The 16,867-nt window shown below is 75.0% G+C and carries 21 protein-coding genes; 7 read left to right on the forward strand and 14 right to left on the reverse strand.

What is annotated here, in order from left to right:
* Positions 1-183: 183 nt before the first annotated feature.
* Positions 184-951, reverse strand: a complete 768-nt coding sequence (locus tag PH189_RS28780) for a tyrosine-protein phosphatase (protein ID WP_274192298.1) — start codon at positions 949-951, stop codon at positions 184-186.
* A gap of 98 nt (positions 952-1,049) precedes the next feature.
* Here PH189_RS28780 and PH189_RS28785 point away from each other — a divergent pair, with 98 nt between their 5' ends.
* Positions 1,050-1,577, forward strand: a complete 528-nt coding sequence (locus PH189_RS28785) for a GNAT family N-acetyltransferase (protein WP_274192299.1) — start codon at positions 1,050-1,052, stop codon at positions 1,575-1,577.
* A gap of 90 nt (positions 1,578-1,667) precedes the next feature.
* Here the strand turns inward: PH189_RS28785 and PH189_RS28790 are convergent, their stop codons facing one another.
* Entirely contained in the window at positions 1,668-2,882 is a 1,215-nt protein-coding gene (locus PH189_RS28790) for a methyltransferase domain-containing protein (protein WP_274192300.1), read from the reverse strand.
* Between the two features lie 88 nt (positions 2,883-2,970).
* Between PH189_RS28790 and PH189_RS28795 the strand changes: the two genes are divergently transcribed.
* Positions 2,971-3,717 carry a Clp protease N-terminal domain-containing protein gene (locus tag PH189_RS28795; protein WP_274192301.1) on the forward strand — a complete coding sequence of 249 codons (747 nt, stop codon included), beginning with the start codon at positions 2,971-2,973 and terminating at the stop codon, positions 3,715-3,717.
* On the opposite strand, the gene PH189_RS28800 is transcribed toward PH189_RS28795, so the two are convergent.
* The 5 genes from PH189_RS28800 to PH189_RS28820 are packed head-to-tail and all read right to left on the reverse strand — an operon-like array spanning position 3,705 to position 6,730.
* A complete protein-coding gene (locus PH189_RS28800) occupies positions 3,705-4,136 on the reverse strand; it encodes a pyridoxamine 5'-phosphate oxidase family protein (RefSeq protein ID WP_274192302.1) in 432 nt (143 codons plus the stop codon). The genes PH189_RS28795 and PH189_RS28800 overlap by 13 nt on opposite strands.
* Positions 4,137-4,156: 20 nt before the next feature.
* On the reverse strand, positions 4,157-4,891 hold the full coding sequence (locus PH189_RS28805; protein WP_378014888.1) for an energy-coupling factor ABC transporter ATP-binding protein: 735 nt from the start codon (positions 4,889-4,891) through the stop codon (positions 4,157-4,159).
* Complete coding sequence (cbiQ, locus tag PH189_RS28810) at positions 4,888-5,652, reverse strand: cobalt ECF transporter T component CbiQ (protein WP_274192303.1); 765 nt, start codon at positions 5,650-5,652, stop codon at positions 4,888-4,890. The genes PH189_RS28805 and cbiQ overlap by 4 nt, the downstream gene beginning before the upstream one ends.
* A 2-nt stretch (positions 5,653-5,654) precedes the next feature.
* On the reverse strand, positions 5,655-6,050 hold the full coding sequence (locus PH189_RS28815) for a PDGLE domain-containing protein (protein WP_420791504.1): 396 nt from the start codon (positions 6,048-6,050) through the stop codon (positions 5,655-5,657).
* The gene (locus PH189_RS28820; RefSeq protein ID WP_274192319.1) at positions 6,047-6,730 is read right to left on the reverse strand and encodes an energy-coupling factor ABC transporter permease; all 684 of its coding nucleotides are present in this window, start codon (positions 6,728-6,730) and stop codon (positions 6,047-6,049) included. The genes PH189_RS28815 and PH189_RS28820 overlap by 4 nt, the downstream gene beginning before the upstream one ends.
* Positions 6,731-6,944: 214 nt before the next feature.
* Here PH189_RS28820 and PH189_RS28825 point away from each other — a divergent pair, with 214 nt between their 5' ends.
* Complete coding sequence (locus PH189_RS28825; protein WP_274192304.1) at positions 6,945-8,285, forward strand: FAD-dependent oxidoreductase; 1,341 nt, start codon at positions 6,945-6,947, stop codon at positions 8,283-8,285.
* On the opposite strand, the gene PH189_RS28830 is transcribed toward PH189_RS28825, so the two are convergent.
* Together PH189_RS28830 and PH189_RS28835 are read right to left on the reverse strand one after the other, a co-directional pair.
* Positions 8,216-8,611: a VOC family protein gene (locus PH189_RS28830; protein ID WP_274192305.1), complete on the reverse strand. Its 396-nt coding sequence runs from the start codon at positions 8,609-8,611 to the stop codon at positions 8,216-8,218. The two genes, PH189_RS28825 and PH189_RS28830, sit on opposite strands and share 70 nt — an antisense overlap.
* A gap of 9 nt (positions 8,612-8,620) precedes the next feature.
* A complete protein-coding gene (locus tag PH189_RS28835; RefSeq protein WP_274192306.1) occupies positions 8,621-9,979 on the reverse strand; it encodes a cytochrome P450 in 1,359 nt (452 codons plus the stop codon).
* 186 nt (positions 9,980-10,165) lie between these two features.
* Here PH189_RS28835 and PH189_RS28840 point away from each other — a divergent pair, with 186 nt between their 5' ends.
* Positions 10,166-11,356: an isochorismate synthase gene (locus PH189_RS28840; RefSeq protein WP_274192307.1), complete on the forward strand. Its 1,191-nt coding sequence runs from the start codon at positions 10,166-10,168 to the stop codon at positions 11,354-11,356.
* 17 nt (positions 11,357-11,373) lie between these two features.
* Entirely contained in the window at positions 11,374-12,099 is a 726-nt protein-coding gene (locus tag PH189_RS28845) for an RluA family pseudouridine synthase (RefSeq protein WP_274192308.1), read from the forward strand.
* A 42-nt stretch (positions 12,100-12,141) separates the two neighbouring features.
* Here PH189_RS28845 and PH189_RS28850 read toward each other — a convergent pair whose 3' ends face one another.
* Positions 12,142-12,591, reverse strand: coding sequence for an SRPBCC family protein (locus PH189_RS28850; protein WP_274192309.1), 450 nt, complete (start codon positions 12,589-12,591; stop codon positions 12,142-12,144).
* A 43-nt stretch (positions 12,592-12,634) separates the two neighbouring features.
* Between PH189_RS28850 and PH189_RS28855 the strand changes: the two genes are divergently transcribed.
* Both PH189_RS28855 and PH189_RS28860 read left to right on the forward strand, forming a co-directional pair.
* Positions 12,635-13,171 carry an O-acetyl-ADP-ribose deacetylase gene (locus PH189_RS28855; RefSeq protein WP_274192320.1) on the forward strand — a complete coding sequence of 179 codons (537 nt, stop codon included), beginning with the start codon at positions 12,635-12,637 and terminating at the stop codon, positions 13,169-13,171.
* 252 nt (positions 13,172-13,423) lie between these two features.
* Complete coding sequence (locus PH189_RS28860; protein WP_274192310.1) at positions 13,424-13,894, forward strand: L,D-transpeptidase; 471 nt, start codon at positions 13,424-13,426, stop codon at positions 13,892-13,894.
* A gap of 123 nt (positions 13,895-14,017) precedes the next feature.
* On the opposite strand, the gene PH189_RS28865 is transcribed toward PH189_RS28860, so the two are convergent.
* The 4 genes from PH189_RS28865 to PH189_RS28880 form a co-directional block, all read right to left on the reverse strand.
* Complete coding sequence (locus PH189_RS28865; RefSeq protein ID WP_274192311.1) at positions 14,018-14,578, reverse strand: copper resistance CopC family protein; 561 nt, start codon at positions 14,576-14,578, stop codon at positions 14,018-14,020.
* Positions 14,575-15,231: a hypothetical protein gene (locus tag PH189_RS28870; protein WP_274192312.1), complete on the reverse strand. Its 657-nt coding sequence runs from the start codon at positions 15,229-15,231 to the stop codon at positions 14,575-14,577. Before PH189_RS28870 ends, PH189_RS28865 begins: the two co-directional genes overlap by 4 nt.
* Before the next feature lie 85 nt (positions 15,232-15,316).
* On the reverse strand, positions 15,317-16,285 hold the full coding sequence (locus PH189_RS28875) for an alpha/beta hydrolase (RefSeq protein ID WP_274192313.1): 969 nt from the start codon (positions 16,283-16,285) through the stop codon (positions 15,317-15,319).
* A gap of 52 nt (positions 16,286-16,337) precedes the next feature.
* Complete coding sequence (locus PH189_RS28880; RefSeq protein WP_274192314.1) at positions 16,338-16,754, reverse strand: organic hydroperoxide resistance protein; 417 nt, start codon at positions 16,752-16,754, stop codon at positions 16,338-16,340.
* Between the last annotated feature and the right edge of the window lie 113 nt (positions 16,755-16,867).

Consider the following 16,867-nt stretch of genomic DNA (forward strand, 5'->3'; position numbering starts at 1 on the left):
TCGGGGCGTTCATCCTCGTCACCTCGGTGCTCACGATCCGGTGGGGTCACGGGTCCTGACGGCCCCGGCCCCTTCCAGTCTTCGCGTCCGACGGCAGCCGGGCACTGTGTCGGCCCACAGAGATCACGGCGGCGGCGTTGTGTCCCGGCACAGGGTGCGCCGGTCACTGCGCCGGATGCCGCGTCAGGCTCCTTCGACCAGTCGAGCGCGCCACGCGTCCAGGTCCGCATCGGAGACGCCGGCCTCCCGGAACGGCGTGCGGGGGTCGTCGTCGAGCCGGTCCAGCACGGGCTCGAGGTGCGCCGGGTCGACGCCGACCCGCTCGGGGTCGGCACCCGGCGCCGCCGAGCCCTGGCGGACCAGCCGGTCGCGCAGGGCGACCCGGTGGTCGTTGGTGGCGGCGAAGTCCGCGGCCACGACGTCGCGCGGGACGCCGGCGGCGCGCAGCAGCAGCGCCACCGCGACGCCGGTGCGGTCCTTGCCCGCCGCGCAGTGCACCAGCAGCGGACCCGGCCCGTGCGCGGCCACGCCGACCAGCGCGGGCAGCCACGCCTCGCCGATCCCCAGCAGGAGCATGTAGAGCTCGTCGAGACCCCGGCGCTGGCGGCTCTCGGGCGGTGCGTCGCGCATGAGCACCTCGGGGGCGAGGGCCTGGATCAGCGGGAGCGGCGTCAGCTCGCTGCCGAGGGCCACCAGCGGGTGCGGCCGCCCGTCGAGCTCCTCGGGGTTGCGCAGATCGATCACGCTGCCGGGCGGCCAGGCGAGCCCACCGGGGCCGTGTGTCGTGGCGTCGTCGGCCAGCGAGGCGTCGGAGCGCCACAGCACCCCGGGCCGCGTGCGCAGGCCGTCGACGGTCGGCATGCCGCCGACGTCGCGGAGGTTGGCGAGGTGCCGGATGTCCGGGAGGTCTCCGGTGTCGGGGACGGTCTGGTCCGTGCGCGTCGCGGGCACCGGGCTTCTCCTTCGTCGGGCCCTCCATGATTCCGCGCACGACCGCCGCGCCCGGCCCGTCGTGCGCGACCTCACCTCGCGGGTGCCAGGGTGATCCCGTGGAGGGTGACGACACGCTCGTGCTCCGGGCGCCCCGCCCGTCCGACGAACCGATGGCCCGCGAGGCCCAGGCCGCCCTCGCCGCGGACGGCTTCGACTTCGGTCTGCGCCCGGACTCCGAGCCCTGGCTGGCCTATCTGGACCGGCTCCAGCGTGAGCACCGCGGCGAGGACCTGCCGCCGGGCCGGGTGGCGTCGACGTACCTCTACGGCGAGGTCGAGGGACGGGTCGTCGGGCGCACGTCGATCCGGCACACGCTCACCGACACGCTGCGCGCCGAGGGCGGGCACATCGGGTACGCGGTGCTGCCCGCCGAGCGCCGCCGCGGCTACGCGACCGCGATCCTGCGCCGCAGCCTCGAGGTCGCCCGCGACCTCGGCATCGATCGCGTCCTCGTCACCTGCCGCGAGGACAACGCCGGCTCCCTGGCCGTGATCGCGCGCTGCGGCGGCCGGCCCGATCCGGAGTGGCCGGTCAACCCCCACGGCCCCGGTGGCGTGCCCCTGCGGCGGTTCTGGATCGACTGACCGGCGCCACCGGGCCGCCGACCGTGTCCCGAGGACACGGTCGCGCGAACCCCCTCGACGACCTGGGGGAGCCTGATGCGTCGCCGCGCTCTACGCGCGGCCGGGGTTCGTCGGGGTGGTCGACGTGGACGCGGCCCTCGTCCCGGTCGCGCGGAAGAACGTGTAGCTGAAGGTCCCGCCGGGCTCGGTGGTGCGCAGGAGGTCGCGCACGCCGGCATCGAAACGCTCGGACGTGATGAGCCCCGCGGCCAGGGCCGGTTCGCGCACCCCGGCGACCATGGGGGTGAAGGTCCGGCGCACGAGGCTGTCGGCCAGGTCGGGGCGTCCGGCGTGGGCGTGGGCGGTGCGGGGCACGACGGCGACGTCGTCGAACCCGGCGGCCGCGAGCAGCGGGTGGAGCCGCCGGCCGATCCCGGCGTCGCCCCCGGCCTGGCGCTGGAGCACCTCCTGACACGCGATGACGGCGCGGGCGTCGTCGGAGTCGGGGTGGAACGAGGTGGCGCCGTGGTCGCCCTCGACCACGGTGATCGTCCCGCCGGGCCGCAGCACCTGCCGCAGCGCGACGAGGGCCTCCTCCGGGCGGGGGAGGTGCTCGAGCAGGAAGAACACGACGACGTGGTCGACGGACCCGGGCGGCACCGGCGGGGCGTGGACGTCGCCGGCCCGCACGTCGACGCGGTCGGCGAGGCCGGCCGCCTCGACGCGGGCACGGGCGGCGGCCACCTGCGTCTCGGTGAGGTCGATCGAGGTGAAGCGGGCGCCGGGGCTGCGCGCGGCGAGCACGACGGTCTGCGCGCCGACTCCGCATCCGGGCTCGAGGACGTGGGCGCCGTCGGGGAACGTGACGCCGTCGTGCAGGAGGTCGGCGAGGGTGGCGGCCTGGTCGCGCAGCCGCGTCGCCTCGGTCTCGTGGTAGCCGTGGACGTAGGACCCGATCATGGTCATCTCCCGGAGCACGGTGGAAAGGACGTCGTCGCCGGTGTCCGCGAGGACCTCGGCGAGCCGGTCGCGCACCGTGCGGCGCCGGCGCAGGTCGGCGTCCACCCCCGCGAGGTGGGCGCGCAGCGTCGCGGCCGGATCGGGGTCGGTGCCGTTGAGCAGCGCCGCGACCCGGTCGAGCGGGAGCCCGAGCGCCCGCAGGGTGATCGCCCGGTGGAGGCGGACGACGTCGTCGGCGCCGTAGAGGCGGTGGCCCGCCGGGGTGCGCGACGGCGAGACGACGCCCCGCTCGTCCCAGTGACGCAGCACCCGCACCGACAGGCCGGTGGCCTCGGCGAGCTCGCCGACCGTCCGCCCGCGCGTCATGGGCGGAACGCTAGGTCCTCACACGGTGAGAGGAGCAAGCGTCAACTCAAGATTGACGATTTAGCGATCGTCAACCTAGGGTGGACGGATGGCACCGACTCCCGCCCAGCCCGTCCGTCTCGACGACCTCATCAACGCGATCACCTCGGTCCACTCCGACGCCCTGGAGCAGCTGCAGGACGCCGTGCTCGCCGCCGAGCACATGGGCGAGGTCGCCGACCACCTCATCGGCCACTTCGTCGACCGCGCCCGGCGTTCCGGGGCGTCGTGGACCGACATCGGCAAGCGCATGGGTGTCACGAAGCAGGCCGCCCAGAAGCGGTTCGTGCCCAAGGGCTCCAGCGGCGAGATCGACTTCGAGGAGGGCTTCGGCCGCTTCACCCCGCGGGCGCGCAACGTCGTCGTCTCCGCGCAGGAGGAGGCGCGGTCGGCCGAGAACGCCGAGATCACGCCGACGCACCTCGCGCTCGGGCTGCTCCACGAGCCCGAGTCGCTGGCGGTGCTCACGATGACGGCGCTCGGCGTCGCCCCGGAGACGGTCCGGCGCACGCTGCTCGGCACCCTGCCGGCCCGGTCCGACGAGATCGGCGCGCTCATCCCGTTCGACGGCGCGGCCAAGAAGGTCCTCGAGCTGACGTTCCGCCAGGCGCTGCGGCTCGGGCACGACTACGTCGGCACCGAGCACATCCTGCTCGCGCTGCTCGAGCACGAGGACGGCGCGGGCACGCTCACCGGCCTGGGGTTGGGGCGCGAGGCCGTCGAGAGCCACGTCGTGCGGGTGCTGTCGAGCCTGTCGGGCTCCCCGCAGGACCCCGGGACGACTCAGACCCCGTAGATCCGCGTCGGGGTGACGAGCACGGCCGCGCGGCGCTCGCGCGCCATCGTCTCGTCGTAGGAGATCCAGTCGTCGTGCGTCCCACCGGCGGCGACGAAGACCTCGCGCAGCAGGGCGGGGACATCGGTGACCCCGGTGAGGGCGTCGTCCGGCCCGGCGATCTCGGTGGAGCCCTCGACGGTCGTCCAGCGCCACCCGGCGCGCACCGTCACCGTCATCCGCGGCCGGGCGCGCAGGTGGGCGAGCTTCACCGATCCGCCTGCCGCCACGAGCGCCACGATCGGCGTCCCGTGCACCGGGTGGTCCATCACGCCGGCGTTGACGACGGACGACTGGATCGAGCCGTCGGCCCGTGCGGTCGACACGACGACCAGGAAGTGCTCACCGGCGGCCCGCTCGCGGAAGTCGTCGAGGTCCATGGCGTGAGCCTGGCACGCGCTCAGTCGAGAGCGAAGCCGAACGGGAGCTCCAGCCGGTGGGCGCGCAGGAAGTCGGCGTCCGCGAGCAGGTCGCGGGTCGGGGCGTCCGCGACGACGACCCCGCCGTCGATCACCACCGAGCGCGGGCAGAGCTGCAGCGCGTAGGGCAGGTCGTGGGTGACCATGAGCATCGTCCGGTCGAGTCCCAGCAGGACCTCCGCGAGCTCGCGGCGCGCAACGGGGTCGAGGTGCGTGGAGGGCTCGTCCAGCACGAGGATCTCGGGATCGCACGCGAGCACGGTGGCCAGGGCGGCGCGCCGGCGCTGACCGCCCGAGAGGTGCATCGGCGAGCGGTCGGCGAGCTCCGCCACGCCGACGGCCTCGAGCGCCTCCTTGACCCGCAGCGCCAGCTCCGGCTCGGTGACCCCGAAGTTGGCCGGCCCGAACGCGACGTCGTCGGCGACGGTCGGCATGAACAGCTGGTCGTCGGGGTCCTGGAAGACGATGCCGACGCGGCGGCGGATTTCCTGCACGTGCTCGCGGGTGACCTCCATCCCCCCGACCCACACGGTGCCCGCGCCCGCCCGGTGCACGCCGTTGAGGTGCAGCACCAGCGTCGTCTTGCCCGCCCCGTTCGGCCCGAGGAGGGCGACGCGCTCGCCGCGCTCGATGCGCAGGTCCACGCCGAAGAGGGCCTGGTGGCCGTCGGGGTAGGCGAACGCCAGCCCCGAGACCTCGAGGGAGGGGACCGTCACCAGACCCAGTATCCGGACAGCGCGAGCAGCGCCGCCGCGACGGCCGGCACCAGGGCCACCGACCAGGTGGCCGTCGAGGCGGACGCCGTGGTGAACGCCGGCATCGTCCCGGTGTAGCCGCGGGAGAGCATCGCGAGGTGCACGCGCTCGCCGCGCTCGTAGGAGCGCAGGAACAGCGCCCCGACCGACCGCACCGTCGCCCCAAGCTGCCAGACGAAGCGCGGGTCGTGGCCGCGGGACACGCGGGCGAGGCGCATCCGCCGGGCCTCGGCGGCGATGACCTCGAGGTAGCGCAGCATCAGCGTCGCGATCACGCAGACCATCGACGGCACCCGCAGCCGCGAGAGCCCGGAGACGAGGTCGCGCAGCGGGGTGGTGGCGGCGAGCGTCACCGAGACGAGCACGCCGAGCGTGCCCTTGACCAGGATGTTCCACCCGGCGAGGAGGCCGTCGACGGCCAGGGACATCCCCATCCACTCGACCCGCGGGCCCGTCGCGAAGAACGGCAGCAGCACGGCGAGCACGACGAACGGTGCCTCGATGAGCGCCCGCGCCGCGAGCCACCCGGGAGGGATGCGGGCGACCGTCCACACCCCGACGAGCAGCAGGAACTGCAGCCCGAACACCGCGAACGCCTCGCGCGGCGTGGCCACCACCGCCAGGACGAAGACGAAGGCCACCACGATCTTGACGTGGGCGGGCAGGCGGTGGACCACCGAGTCCCCGGCCCGGTAGAGCGGGTGGGCGTGACCGGCACCCACGGCTACTCGACCCGGCTGGGCGTCTCGTCCTTCGACGACCGCCGTCGCAGGGCCCAGAACAGGCCGCCGGCCAGGATCAGCGTGACGAGCACGCCGATCACGCCGGCGATCCCCGTGGTGCCCTCGGAGCCGCCCACGGTGTAGTCGGCGAGCGGGCTGGCGGCGGTGGCGTGCTCGCCGGCGTTCTGCGCGATGCACGTGCCGCCGACGGGCTCGCCGGACTCGTCGAGCTCGCAGCCGGTCTGCGTCACGGCGTCGAGGCCGTCGGGGCTGCTGCTCGCGGCGTACGAGACGACGCCGGCCAGCAGCAGGGCGACGACGAGGAAGCCGGCGTAGAAGGCCACGGGGAGCCGGGAGACGGAGCGGAGCGGAGCTCGACCCGATCCAGCGCTGCTCACGAGCGCACCCCCTGGCTCTTGATCGTCAGCGAGGGCGCGGCACTGCGCGTCAGGTAGACGAGGTCCGGGCGCACGGCCGCGACGGCGCCGACGGTGAGCGCGGTGATGATCCCCTCGCCGATGCCGATGAGGGCGTGGAACCCGGTCATCAGCCCGAACACCGTGCCGAGCGCCAGGCCCTGCCCGCCGATCGCGTACTCGAGCACGAAGCCCAGCGACGCGACGACGGTGTTGACCCAGGCGGCGACGAACGCGACGACCACGAGGCCGCCCCGGCTGCGGAGGGCGACGCGACGCAGGGCGACGGCGACGCCGTAGCCGACGAACGTGCCGATCAGCGCCATGTTCGTGATGTTCGTGCCGAGCGCGGAGAGCCCGCCGTCGGCGAAGAGCAGCGCCTGGAGCAGCAGCACGATCGACACGCAGATCGCCCCGACGTAGGGGCCCACGAGGATCGCGCACAGCGCGCCGCCGAGCAGGTGGCCGCTGACGCCCGGCAGGATCGGGAAGTTCAGCATCTGGACCGCGAACACGAACGCGGCGACGAGTCCGGCCATCGGCGCGGTGCGGTCGTCGAGGTCGCCGCGGGCGCGGGCGACGCAGACGGCCAGACCGAGCACGGCCACCAGCCCGAAGATCACCGAGGTCGGTGCGTTCACGATCCCGTCGCTCATGTGCATGGCGACGAGGTCGGTGTGCGGTTCCACGACTCACCCCCGCGTCCGGCGTGACGCCACCCGGACGGGCGACGCCGGTCAGTGTGTCGCAGGAAGGTCGTTGTCGCACTACTCCTGCGACAACCGGGTACTGGCCGAACGGAGGGTGTGCGCGGACCGTCGTTCTGTTCGCCCGGTTCGGGCATGCTGGCCGGGCGCCGAGCGAGGGAGGGCCCCCATGGCACAGCAGCGGACGACGTGCGCGATCGTCGGTGGCGGCCCCGCCGGGATCGTGCTGGGGCTGGTCCTCGCGCGGGCCGGGGTCGAGGTCACCGTGCTGGAGAAGCACGGCGACTTCCTGCGGGACTTCCGTGGCGACACCGTCCACGTCTCGACGATGACGCTGATCGACGAGCTGGGTCTCTGGGACCGCTTCGCCGAGCTGCCGTGGAAGCCGATCGAGCAGGCGCGGGTCGTCCTCGACGCGGGTCCGGCGACGGTCGCCGACCTCTCCCGGCTCCCCGTACGGCACCCGTTCATCGCGATGGTCCCCCAGTGGCACCTGCTCGACATGCTCGCCGCGGCCGCCGAGGAGGAGCCGACGTTCACGCTGCTCCGCCACGCCGAGGTCACGGACCTGCGCCGGCGCGGTGGCCGGGTCGCCGGGGTGCGGTGGCGCGACCGCACCGAGGGGTCAGGGGACGCCGGGGACACCGAGCACGACCTGGCCGCCGACCTCGTCGTCGCCTGCGACGGGCGCAGCTCCCGCGTGCGCGACCTGACGGGCCTCCCGCTGCGCGACCACCCCGTCCCGATGGACGTGTGGTGGTTCCGGCTGCCGCGCGGGGAGGGCGACGACCCGGCGGGCGGTCTGGGGCGCGTCACCGAGGGCCGCTTCGTGATCATGCTCGACCGGGGTGACTACTACCAGGTCGGCTACCTCATCCCGCGCGGCGCGGACGCCGAGCACCGGCGGCAGCCGATCCAGACCCTGCGCGACGACCTGCGGGACCTGCACCCCTGGCTGGGCGACCGCGTCGACGGCGTGGCCTCCTGGGACGACGTCAAGCTGCTGCGCGTGACCCTGGACCGGTTGCGCCGATGGTCGGCCCCCGGCGTGCTGTGCCTCGGCGACGCGGCGCACGCGATGTCCCCGGTCGGCGGCGTGGGGATCAACCTCGCCGTGCAGGACGCCGTGGCCGCCGCGCGGCTGCTCGCGCCGGTGCTCGCGGCCGCGCCGGCCGACCCGGCCATGGTCGACCGCGCCGCGGCCCGCGTGCAGCGCCGGCGCTGGTGGCCGACCTGGGCGACCCAGACCGGCCAGCGCCTCGCCCACCGCGGCGTCATCGCCGCCGTGCTCGGCGAGGGCGAGCAGGCGCCCGGCCGCGAGCGCCTGCCGCTGCCGCTGCGCCTGCTGCAGCGCGTGCCGGCGCTCCAGGTGATCCCGGCGTACCTGGTCGGGGTCGGGGTGCTGCCCGAGCACGCGCCGTCGTGGGCGCGCCGGGACGGTCAGCCGGCGAGCGCGAAGAACTCCAGCGCGTTGCCGTCGGGGTCGACGAACGACAGCGCCCAGCCGTAGTCGGCCTCCACGACGCCGCTGTGCACGACCCCGATCTGGTCGAGGTGGGTCTGCCACGCGGAGACGGCGGCGCGGTCGGCGCAGGCGAACCCGACGTGGTCGAGGCCCGGCGCGACGACGTCGAACGTGTCGCCGGAGCGGGCGCCGTCGTGCGCGGTGAGCCCGAAGAGCTGCCCGCCGGCGAGCGCGAAGACCTTCCGCTCGAACGGGCCGTCGGACAGCGTCATCGCCGGCTCGACGCCGAAGAGGCGCTCGTACCAGGGCTGGCTCGTGGCGAGGTCGGTCACCGAGAGCGCGACGTGGGAGATCGAGGGGAGTTCGGGCACGGCGACAACCTAGTCCGCGCGGACCGGGAAGTGGACCGGCCCGCGCAGCACCGTCGCGACGCGGGGCTCGATCTTCCCGGCGGGTCGCAGGCCCGGCATCCGCTCGGCGAGCATCTCCAGCGCGACCTCGCCCTCCATCCGGGCCAGCGCGGCGCCGAGGCAGTAGTGCGCGCCGCCGGAGAACGCCAGGTGCGTGGTGGTCTGCTCGCGGCGGGGGTCGAAGCGGTCGGGGTCGGGGTGCGCGGCCGGGTCACGGCCCGCGCTCGCGAGCAGGACGAGCACGCCGGAGTCGCGACGCAGCCTCCGGCTGCCGATCTCCACGTCCTCGTGCGCGAACCGCGCGGTGAGCTGGACGGGCGGGTCGAAGCGCAGCGTCTCCTCCACGGCGCCGGCCGCGAGCCCGGGGTCGGCGGCGAGGTCGTCCCAGGTGCCCGTGGCCTGGAGCGCGCGTACGGCGTTGCCGACGAGGTTCGTCGTCGTCTCAAAGCCGGCGACGAGCAGCAGCTGGGCGAGCGAGACGAGCTCGTCGAGGGTCAGCGTGTCCTCGTCGAGGGCCGCGACGAGCTGGGAGATCACGTCGTCACCGGGGTCGGCGCGGCGGCGCTCGACGAGGTCGGCGAACAGCGCCCGCAGGTCGGCGGTGGCCCGGGACAGCGCGTGCGCGTGGCGCACCGAGCGGACGCCGTCGAGCGCCGCGCCCAGCGCCCGGCCCCACCGGGCGAAGCGCGGGGTGTCGACGTCGGGGATCGCGAGCAGCTCGGCGATGACGCTGATCGGCAGGGGCGCGGCGAGGTCGGTGGTGAGGTCGAACGTCCCCTTCGCGGCGGCGTCGTCGAGCAGGCGGCCGGTGACGGTGCGGGCGGTCTCGCGGTACTGCGCGAGGCGCTTCGGGGCGAACGTCGGCTGGGCGAGGCGACGCAGCCGCGTGTGGTCGGGCGCGTCGAGGGCGAGCAGCGAGAGGTCGATCGGCTCGATGAGCGCGGTGCCCGGATCGGTCGGATCGTGACCACTCGCCGAGCCGGCGTCGTCGGTGGGGTCGAACGGCATCCGCCCGTCCGCGAGCCGCACCCCGAAGCGGCGGTCGCGCAGGACGGCCGTGCAGGCCTCGTGCGTGGCGACGGCGTTGATGCCGGTGCGGCTGCGGACGACGCCGCCCGTCTCCGCCGCCGCGGCGCGCAGCCGGGCGTAGGTGGGGTAGGGGTCGAGGCGCCAGGGCCGGTGCATGAGGCGGGCGACGGGGTCGCCGCGCAGGGCCAGGGCGAGGCCGCCGGCGCGCATCACGGCGATGCGGGTGCCCAGGCGGAGGTCGGCGCGCCATCGGGGCGTCGCCCGCCGTGTCACGGGCGGGGGTGCCTGATCCGTCGTCACTGGGTCGTCGCCTCCTCGGAAGTGCGGCGGGTACCCGCCGTACCGTGGCGCACCGGTCCCGGCCGCCGGTGCGGAGCGTCACGTCGGCTCCGCTGGACCGGACAGGACCCGGCGCGGAGGGTGAGAACGGACGGCTCCACGATGCCACCGGGGCGCCGACGGGACCGACACGACAGGAGGCGGGACGTGACGAGCACCAGCGCGGCTCGACGTCCGTCCACCGAGAGCCCCACCGATCCGGTGCGCCTGCTCCGGTCCTGGGCGCCCGGCGAGGGCTCGTGGTTCTCGGGTCCGCGCGGCGCGATGCTCACCCGCGGCGTCCGCGCCCGCCCGTCGTCGGCCGACCCGGACGCCGTGCTGGCCTGCCTGCGCGAGGTGGGCACACGATCGGGATCGCCCGCGGTCGCGATCGGCGCGCTGCCCTACGACGCCACGGCGAGTGCCCATCTCGTCGTCCCCGAGCACGTGGAGCGCGCCGGCCCGCTCGGCGCCGTGCTGACCGCCGAGCAGGCCCACGCCCCGGTCACGGGTGTCGCCCGGCCGGTGCCCGAGCCCGCCCGCTACGAGGCCATGGTCGCCGAAGCTCTGGCGCGCATGGAGGCCGGTCCGCTGGAGAAGGTCGTGCTGGCCCGGACGCTCGAGGTCCTCGCCGACCGGCCCGTCGACACCGTCCCGATGCTGCGTGCGCTGGCCCGCCGCGACCCGCGGCTGTACCTGTTCGCCGTCGACCTGCCCCCGGAGCGGACGGGGACGCCGCGGACGCTGCTCGGCGCGAGCCCCGAGCTGCTGCTCGCCCGCGAGGGACACCGCGTGACGGTCAACCCGCTGGCCGGCTCCGCCGCCCGGTCGAGCGATCCCGCGGAGGACCGCCGCCGCGGCGAGGCCCTGCTCGCCTCGGCCAAGGACCGGCACGAGCACGCCCTGGTCGTCGACGACATCGTCGAGCGCCTGCGCCCCCTGGCTGTCGACCTCGAGGTGCCCGACGGCCCGTCGCTGGTCGCCACCGCGACGCTGTGGCACCTGTCGACGACGCTGCGGGCGCACGTGGCCGGCACCGAGGTCTCCGCGCTTCACCTCGCCCAGGCCCTGCACCCCACCCCGGCCGTCTGCGGCGTCCCGCGCGCCGACGCGGCGGCCGCGATCGACGAGATCGAGCCCTTCGACCGCGGCTTCTACACCGGCACCGTCGGTTGGACCGACGCGCGCGGCGACGGCGAGTGGGTCATGGCGCTGCGCTGCGGCGAGGTGGAGGGCGACCGGGTCCGGCTCTGGGCCGGCGCCGGCATCGTGCCCGCCTCGTCCCCGCCCGACGAGCTCGTCGAGACCACCGTGAAGCTGCGGACCCTGCTCGACGCGCTGGGCCTCGACGAGGGCTGAGACGAGGGCCGGGCAGGGTGGAGACCTGGGACGAGCTCCGCGACGGCCGCGAGCTCCTGCGCGACGACGACCTGCTCGTGCTCGACAAGCCCGCGGGCTGGTCGGTGATGGGCGAGCGCCACGCCACCGACGTCGTGAGGCTGGCGCGCGACGCCGGCGAGACGCTGTGGCCCGCGCACCGGATCGACAAGGTGACCTCGGGGCTGGTGCTCTTCGCCCGCCGGCTGGAGGCTCACGGCGACCTGACCCGCCAGTTCGCCGACCGCACCGTCGCGAAGACCTACCTCGCCGTCGCGACGGGCACCGGCCTGCCCGAGCGCGGGACGATCGAGCTGCCGCTGTCGGTGGGTCGCAAGAACCGCGTGAGGATCGCGGCGCCGCGCGAGGCGATCACCCGCGACGGCACCTCCGACGGCGAGACCTGGACCGTCCCCGCCGACGCCGTCCTGCCCGGCGACCACTACCCGTCGACGACGGCCTTCGAGCGGCTGTGGGTCGGCCACGAGCGCACCCTGCTCGCGGTCACGCCGACGACGGGGCGCCGCCACCAGATCCGCGTGCACCTCGCCTGGATCGGCCACGCCCTCGTCGGCGACCCGCTGTTCGCGAAGAACCCGCCGACCCGCACCGGCCTGCACGCCTGGCGCCTGGCCTTCACCGGCCCGGACGGCACCCGCCACGAGCTCGAGGCGTCCCCGGGCGAGGACTTCCGGGAGCTCGCGGCGGCGTACGACTTCTCCTAGAGACGCTTCGGTTCCCGAAGCATCCCCAGGAGCGGTCCTCGGTCAGGCCAGCGCCTCGGCGAGGTTCTCGATCGTCGCCCGCATCTCGTCGGGCGTGACCTCTCGGATGCGGTCGAGCAGCGCGGGGTCGGTGACGTCCGCCCAGTCGTGGTAGTGGGTCACGGCGGTGCGGTCGTCGCTGTCGGAGGCGAGCTCCCAGCCCCAGACGTGGCCCGACGGGCGCTCGCCGGGCTTCGCCGGCATCCAGGCGAGGGCACGGTCGGGCTCGTAGCGGACGACGTGGTTCTCGACCCGGTAGTGACCGCGGGTCGGGTTCTCCATCTCCATGACGAACACGTCGCCCTCCTCGGTGATCGCGAGGTGGGTGTGGGACGCCCGCACCGTCCCGCTCCCGTCGATGTCGGGGTGACGGTCGGGGTCGGCGAGCAGGGCGAAGACCCGCTCGACGGGGGCGTCCACGGTCGCGGAGACCGAGATCTGGGTGTCACTCACGCCGCCGATCGTGTCAGGTCCCCCGGCGGGGTACTCGAAGCGCATGGGCACCCCGGAGACCACCCCGGAGATCACACTGCACCGCGGCGACATCACCGCCGCCGACGTCGATGCCGTCGTCAACGCGGCGAACTCCGGTCTGATGGGGGGCGGGGGCGTCGACGGGGCCATCCACCGGGCCGGCGGGCCGGCGATCCTGGAGGCGTGCCGCGAGCTGCGGCGCACCACGCTGCCCGACGGCCTGCCGACCGGCCGGGCGGTCGCGACCACGGCGGGGAACCTGCCGGCGCGCTGGGTGATCCACACCGTGGGCCCGGTGTACGCGAAGTCCCAGGATCGCTCGCACCTGCTCGCCTCGGCCTACCGCGAGTCGCTGCGGGTGGCCGACGAGATCGGCGCCATGACGATCGCGTTCCCGGCGGTGTCGGCGGGCGTCTACGGGTGGCCGCTCGACGACGCCGCCCGGATCGCCGTGACGGTCGTGCGCGAGGCGAAGACTGCCGTGCGCGAGGCGCGGTTCGTCCTCTTCAGCGACGAGGTCTACGAGGCGTTCGCCCGAGCAGCCCAATCGAATGGGTGAATCGTCCCAGTGTGTCCGGAGCGCTTGCTCCGACGACGTGCCAGACCCACAGCGGTTGCGCCACGAACCGGTGTAGGTGACGTGCAACGGGCCACCTGAACGATCCGTGACCCCGTCGTCACCGGGTCGTTGTGCCCCATGGATCGCCGGGGAAAACCCGCGGTCCTCCCGTCCGGGCAGCGGGCGGGGTGTGCGGCGAGCGAGGGGCAGGACGGCATGGCGGGTAGGCATCGCAGGGGGGCGCATCGCGGGGTGCCGACCGGACGGATCGCGGTCTCGGCGGCCGCCGTCGGTCTCGGCGTGCTGCAGCTGGGCGGGATCGCCTCGGCGGCACCGGCCGCGGGGGGCGGCGGCGGGATCGACGGGACGTCGTGCACCGACGCCCGCATCAAGGCCTGCGTCGACCTCTCCGAGAACCGCGCCTGGCTGCTCGACGGCCAGGGCAACGTCGTCCGCGGGCCCGTGGTCAACAGCCACGGCTCCGAGGGACACGAGACCCCGACCGGCGACTTCGTGATCCAGCGCAAGGAGCGCCACCACGTCAGCCAGGAGTACGAGGGCGCACCGATGCCGTACGCCGTGTTCTTCGACAACGAGGGCCGGGCGTTCCACGGGGGCAGCACCGAGCGTCAGTCGGCCGGGTGCGTGCGCCTCGGCATGGAGGACGCGAAGCAGTTCTTCGAGCACCTGAACCCGAACGACCGGGTCCAGATCGTCGAGTGAGCCCGTCCGGGCGCACCCGATCCCTGATCGGTGCGCCGGACGCGACGGGACGAGGGGCACCCGAGGGGGGTGCCCCTCGTCCCGTCGTGTGTTCAGGCCCGGCGTCGTGTCAGTCCCGGTGTGTCAGGCCCGGCGGCGCAGGACGAGCGCCACGGCGCCGCCGACCACGACGACCGCGATCACGACGAAGACCCACGAGGGCACCCCGCCGCTCCCGGTGTCGGGACCGGCGGCGGCCGCGGGCGAGGGCGGCGCGGAGCCGTCGGAGTGACCCGAGTGGTCGGCCGGGGCCGCTTGGGCGGGAGCACCGGTCGTGGCCGCGCCGGCAGGTGCCGACGGCGTCGCGAGGTCGAACGTCACCGAGCCGGTCACCGGGTGACCGTCGCTGGAGACGACCCGGTAGCCGATCTCGTACTGACCGGCCTGCGGCAACGCGCCGACGGGCACCGACACGACCTTGTCCCGGACCGTCACCGCACCCTGCTCGTGGTGGGCGCCGTCCGGGCCGACGACGGTCAGGGCCGCGCCCTCGGGTTGCGGGGTCTCGTCGAAGGTCACCGAGACCTGCGTCGGCGCGGTCGGGACGGTCGAGCCATCCGCGGGGTCGCTGCCGGTGATCACGTCGTGCGCGTTAGCCGTGCCCGCGGTGAGCAGGAGGACGGTCAGGGCGAGCAGGCCCGTCACCAGGACGGCGAGCGGACCTCGACGGTGGGTGCGGGCGGACGGGGTCCGCGGTGGGGGCATGAGGGGGTCCTTCCGTGTCGGGGTGGCGTCGCGGCGCGGACCGGGCGGAACCCGGTCCGGTCCGGCGACGGCGGACCCCGACGCGGGTGGTGCCCGACGGCGGCCCGGCGGACCCGGGCGGCGGGCGCCGGGCGTGCGACCGCGGGCGTCGCTGCGGCCGGAGCGGGCGGCGGCCCGTCGAGCAGGCGGGTCCAGACGGCGACGCGCCACAGGTGACGTCGGGCGGCGCGGGCGAGGGCGCGGTCGGCGTGGACGATCCCGCCGGCGACCAGCACCGCGACGGCCAGGTGCGCGGCGACCATGCCGGGCCCGGCGCCGGCGTCGACCGCGTGGTGGTCGTGGCCCCCGGCGTCGCCCGGCAGGGCAAGGTGGAGGGCGAGCTGCCCGCCGGCGAGGACGGCGGCCAGGCGGGCCACCGGGTGCGGGCGGGCGCCCAGCAGGGCGGTGCCCAGCGCGACAGCGCCGACGACGGCGACCGCGGGCGGGCCGGCCACGACGGGTCCGCCGGCCTCCCCGTGCGCGGCGACCCCGAGGACGGCCGCGACGAGACCGAGCAGCACGGCGCGCGCCGGGGTCGCTCGGTCGGAGGTCACGGGCCTCCACGGTAGCCCGCCCCGCAGGGTGCGCAGTCCCGGACGCCTCGTGAGCGGACTTCGGGCCTATAGCCCCGAAGTCCACTCACATGGCTCGGAGGAAGGCCGCGATCTCGGCGACGGCCTGGAGCGAGGTCCGGGGGGTCAGGGCGCCGGTCGCGACGTAGCCGTGCGCGGCGCCCAGGTAGCGCGTGTGGCGCACCGGCACGCCGGCCGCGTCGAGGGCGTCGACGTAGCGCTCTCCGTGATCGCGCAGGGGATCGTGCTCGGCGGTCTGCACGAGCGCGGGTGGGAGGCCGGCCAGCTCGGCACGTAGCGGCGACGCGTACGGGTGCGTGCCGTCGGCGCCGCCGAGGTAGAGCTGGTGGAAGCCGCGGATGTCGGCGGCGGAGAGGATCGGCGCGACCGGGATCGCCCGCTCCGAGGGCAGCGCGTCGACCATCTCGGTGCCCGGGTAGACGAGGACCTGCGCGGCGATCGTCGGTGCGTCGAGACCGTCGAGACGCCGGTCGCGGGCCATGAGGCACACGACCGTGGCGAGGTTGCCGCCCGCGCTGTCGCCCATCACCGCGACGCGCGCCGGGTCGAGGCCCCAGACGCGGGCGTCGGCGACGAGTGCGGTCACGGCGTCGTAGCAGTCCTGCGCGGGCACCGGGAACGTGTGCTCGGGCGCAAGGCGGTAGTCGACCGAGACCACGACGACCGAGGCCTCGTGGGCCACGTGCGCGCAGAACCACTCGGACTGGTCGAGGTCGCCCTGCACGAACCCGCCGCCGTGGAAGTTGACCACCACGGGCGCGCGGGAGGTGCTGCCCGCGGGCCGGTAGACGCGCACCGGCAGACCCCCGGGCACGGCCTCGGTGGGCAGGCGGGCGTCGACGATCGCCACGTCGCGGGGAGGCGGGCCGATCACCGCCCGGCCTAGCGGGCCGTGCTGCAGGCGCAGCACGGCCTCCCGGGCGGCGGGGACGTCGGCGGGGGCGAGATGGGCCACCGAACCGCCGAGCCGGCGGCGGAGGGCACCGAGGAGACGCAGGCCGAGGGGGAGGCGCACGCCGGGGAGCCTCGCCCACCGGACGTGCGCCCGTCACGTCACGCCGCAGGCGTCACACCTGGGCGGTCACCTCGACGTCGATGTTGCCGCGGGTGGCCTTCGAGTACGGGCACAGCTCGTGGGCGCGGCCGGCGAGGCGGTCGGCGGTCTCCTGGTCGGCGCCGGGCAGGTGGACGGTCAGCCACACCTGGAGCCCGAAGCTCGTCGCGTCCGGGCCGATCCCGACCTGGGCGTCGACGCTCGAGGAGTCGACGTCGACCTTCTCCTGGCCTGCGGCCAGCTTCAGGGCCTGGTGGAAGCAGGCCGCGTAGCCGGCGGCGAAGAGCTGCTCGGGGTTGGTCGCCCCACCCGGCCCGCCCATCTCCTTGGGCATCGCCATGTCCTGGTCGATGATGCCGTCCGACGAGCGGACGTGGCCGTTGCGGGCGTCGCCGGACGAGGTGGCCTCGGCGGTGTACTTGATGTCCATACGACCCGGCTTACCCGCCATGGCTCCGCCACGTGAGTGAGATGGGTCGCCATGACGACCTGCTCGTGCTCAGGACATCGGAGACAGTTGATGTCTCAGCACATCGCGGACAC

The sequence above is a fragment of the Actinomycetospora chibensis genome (assembly GCF_028737215.1).
GTDB classification, from domain to species: Bacteria; Actinomycetota; Actinomycetes; order Mycobacteriales; family Pseudonocardiaceae; genus Actinomycetospora; species Actinomycetospora chibensis.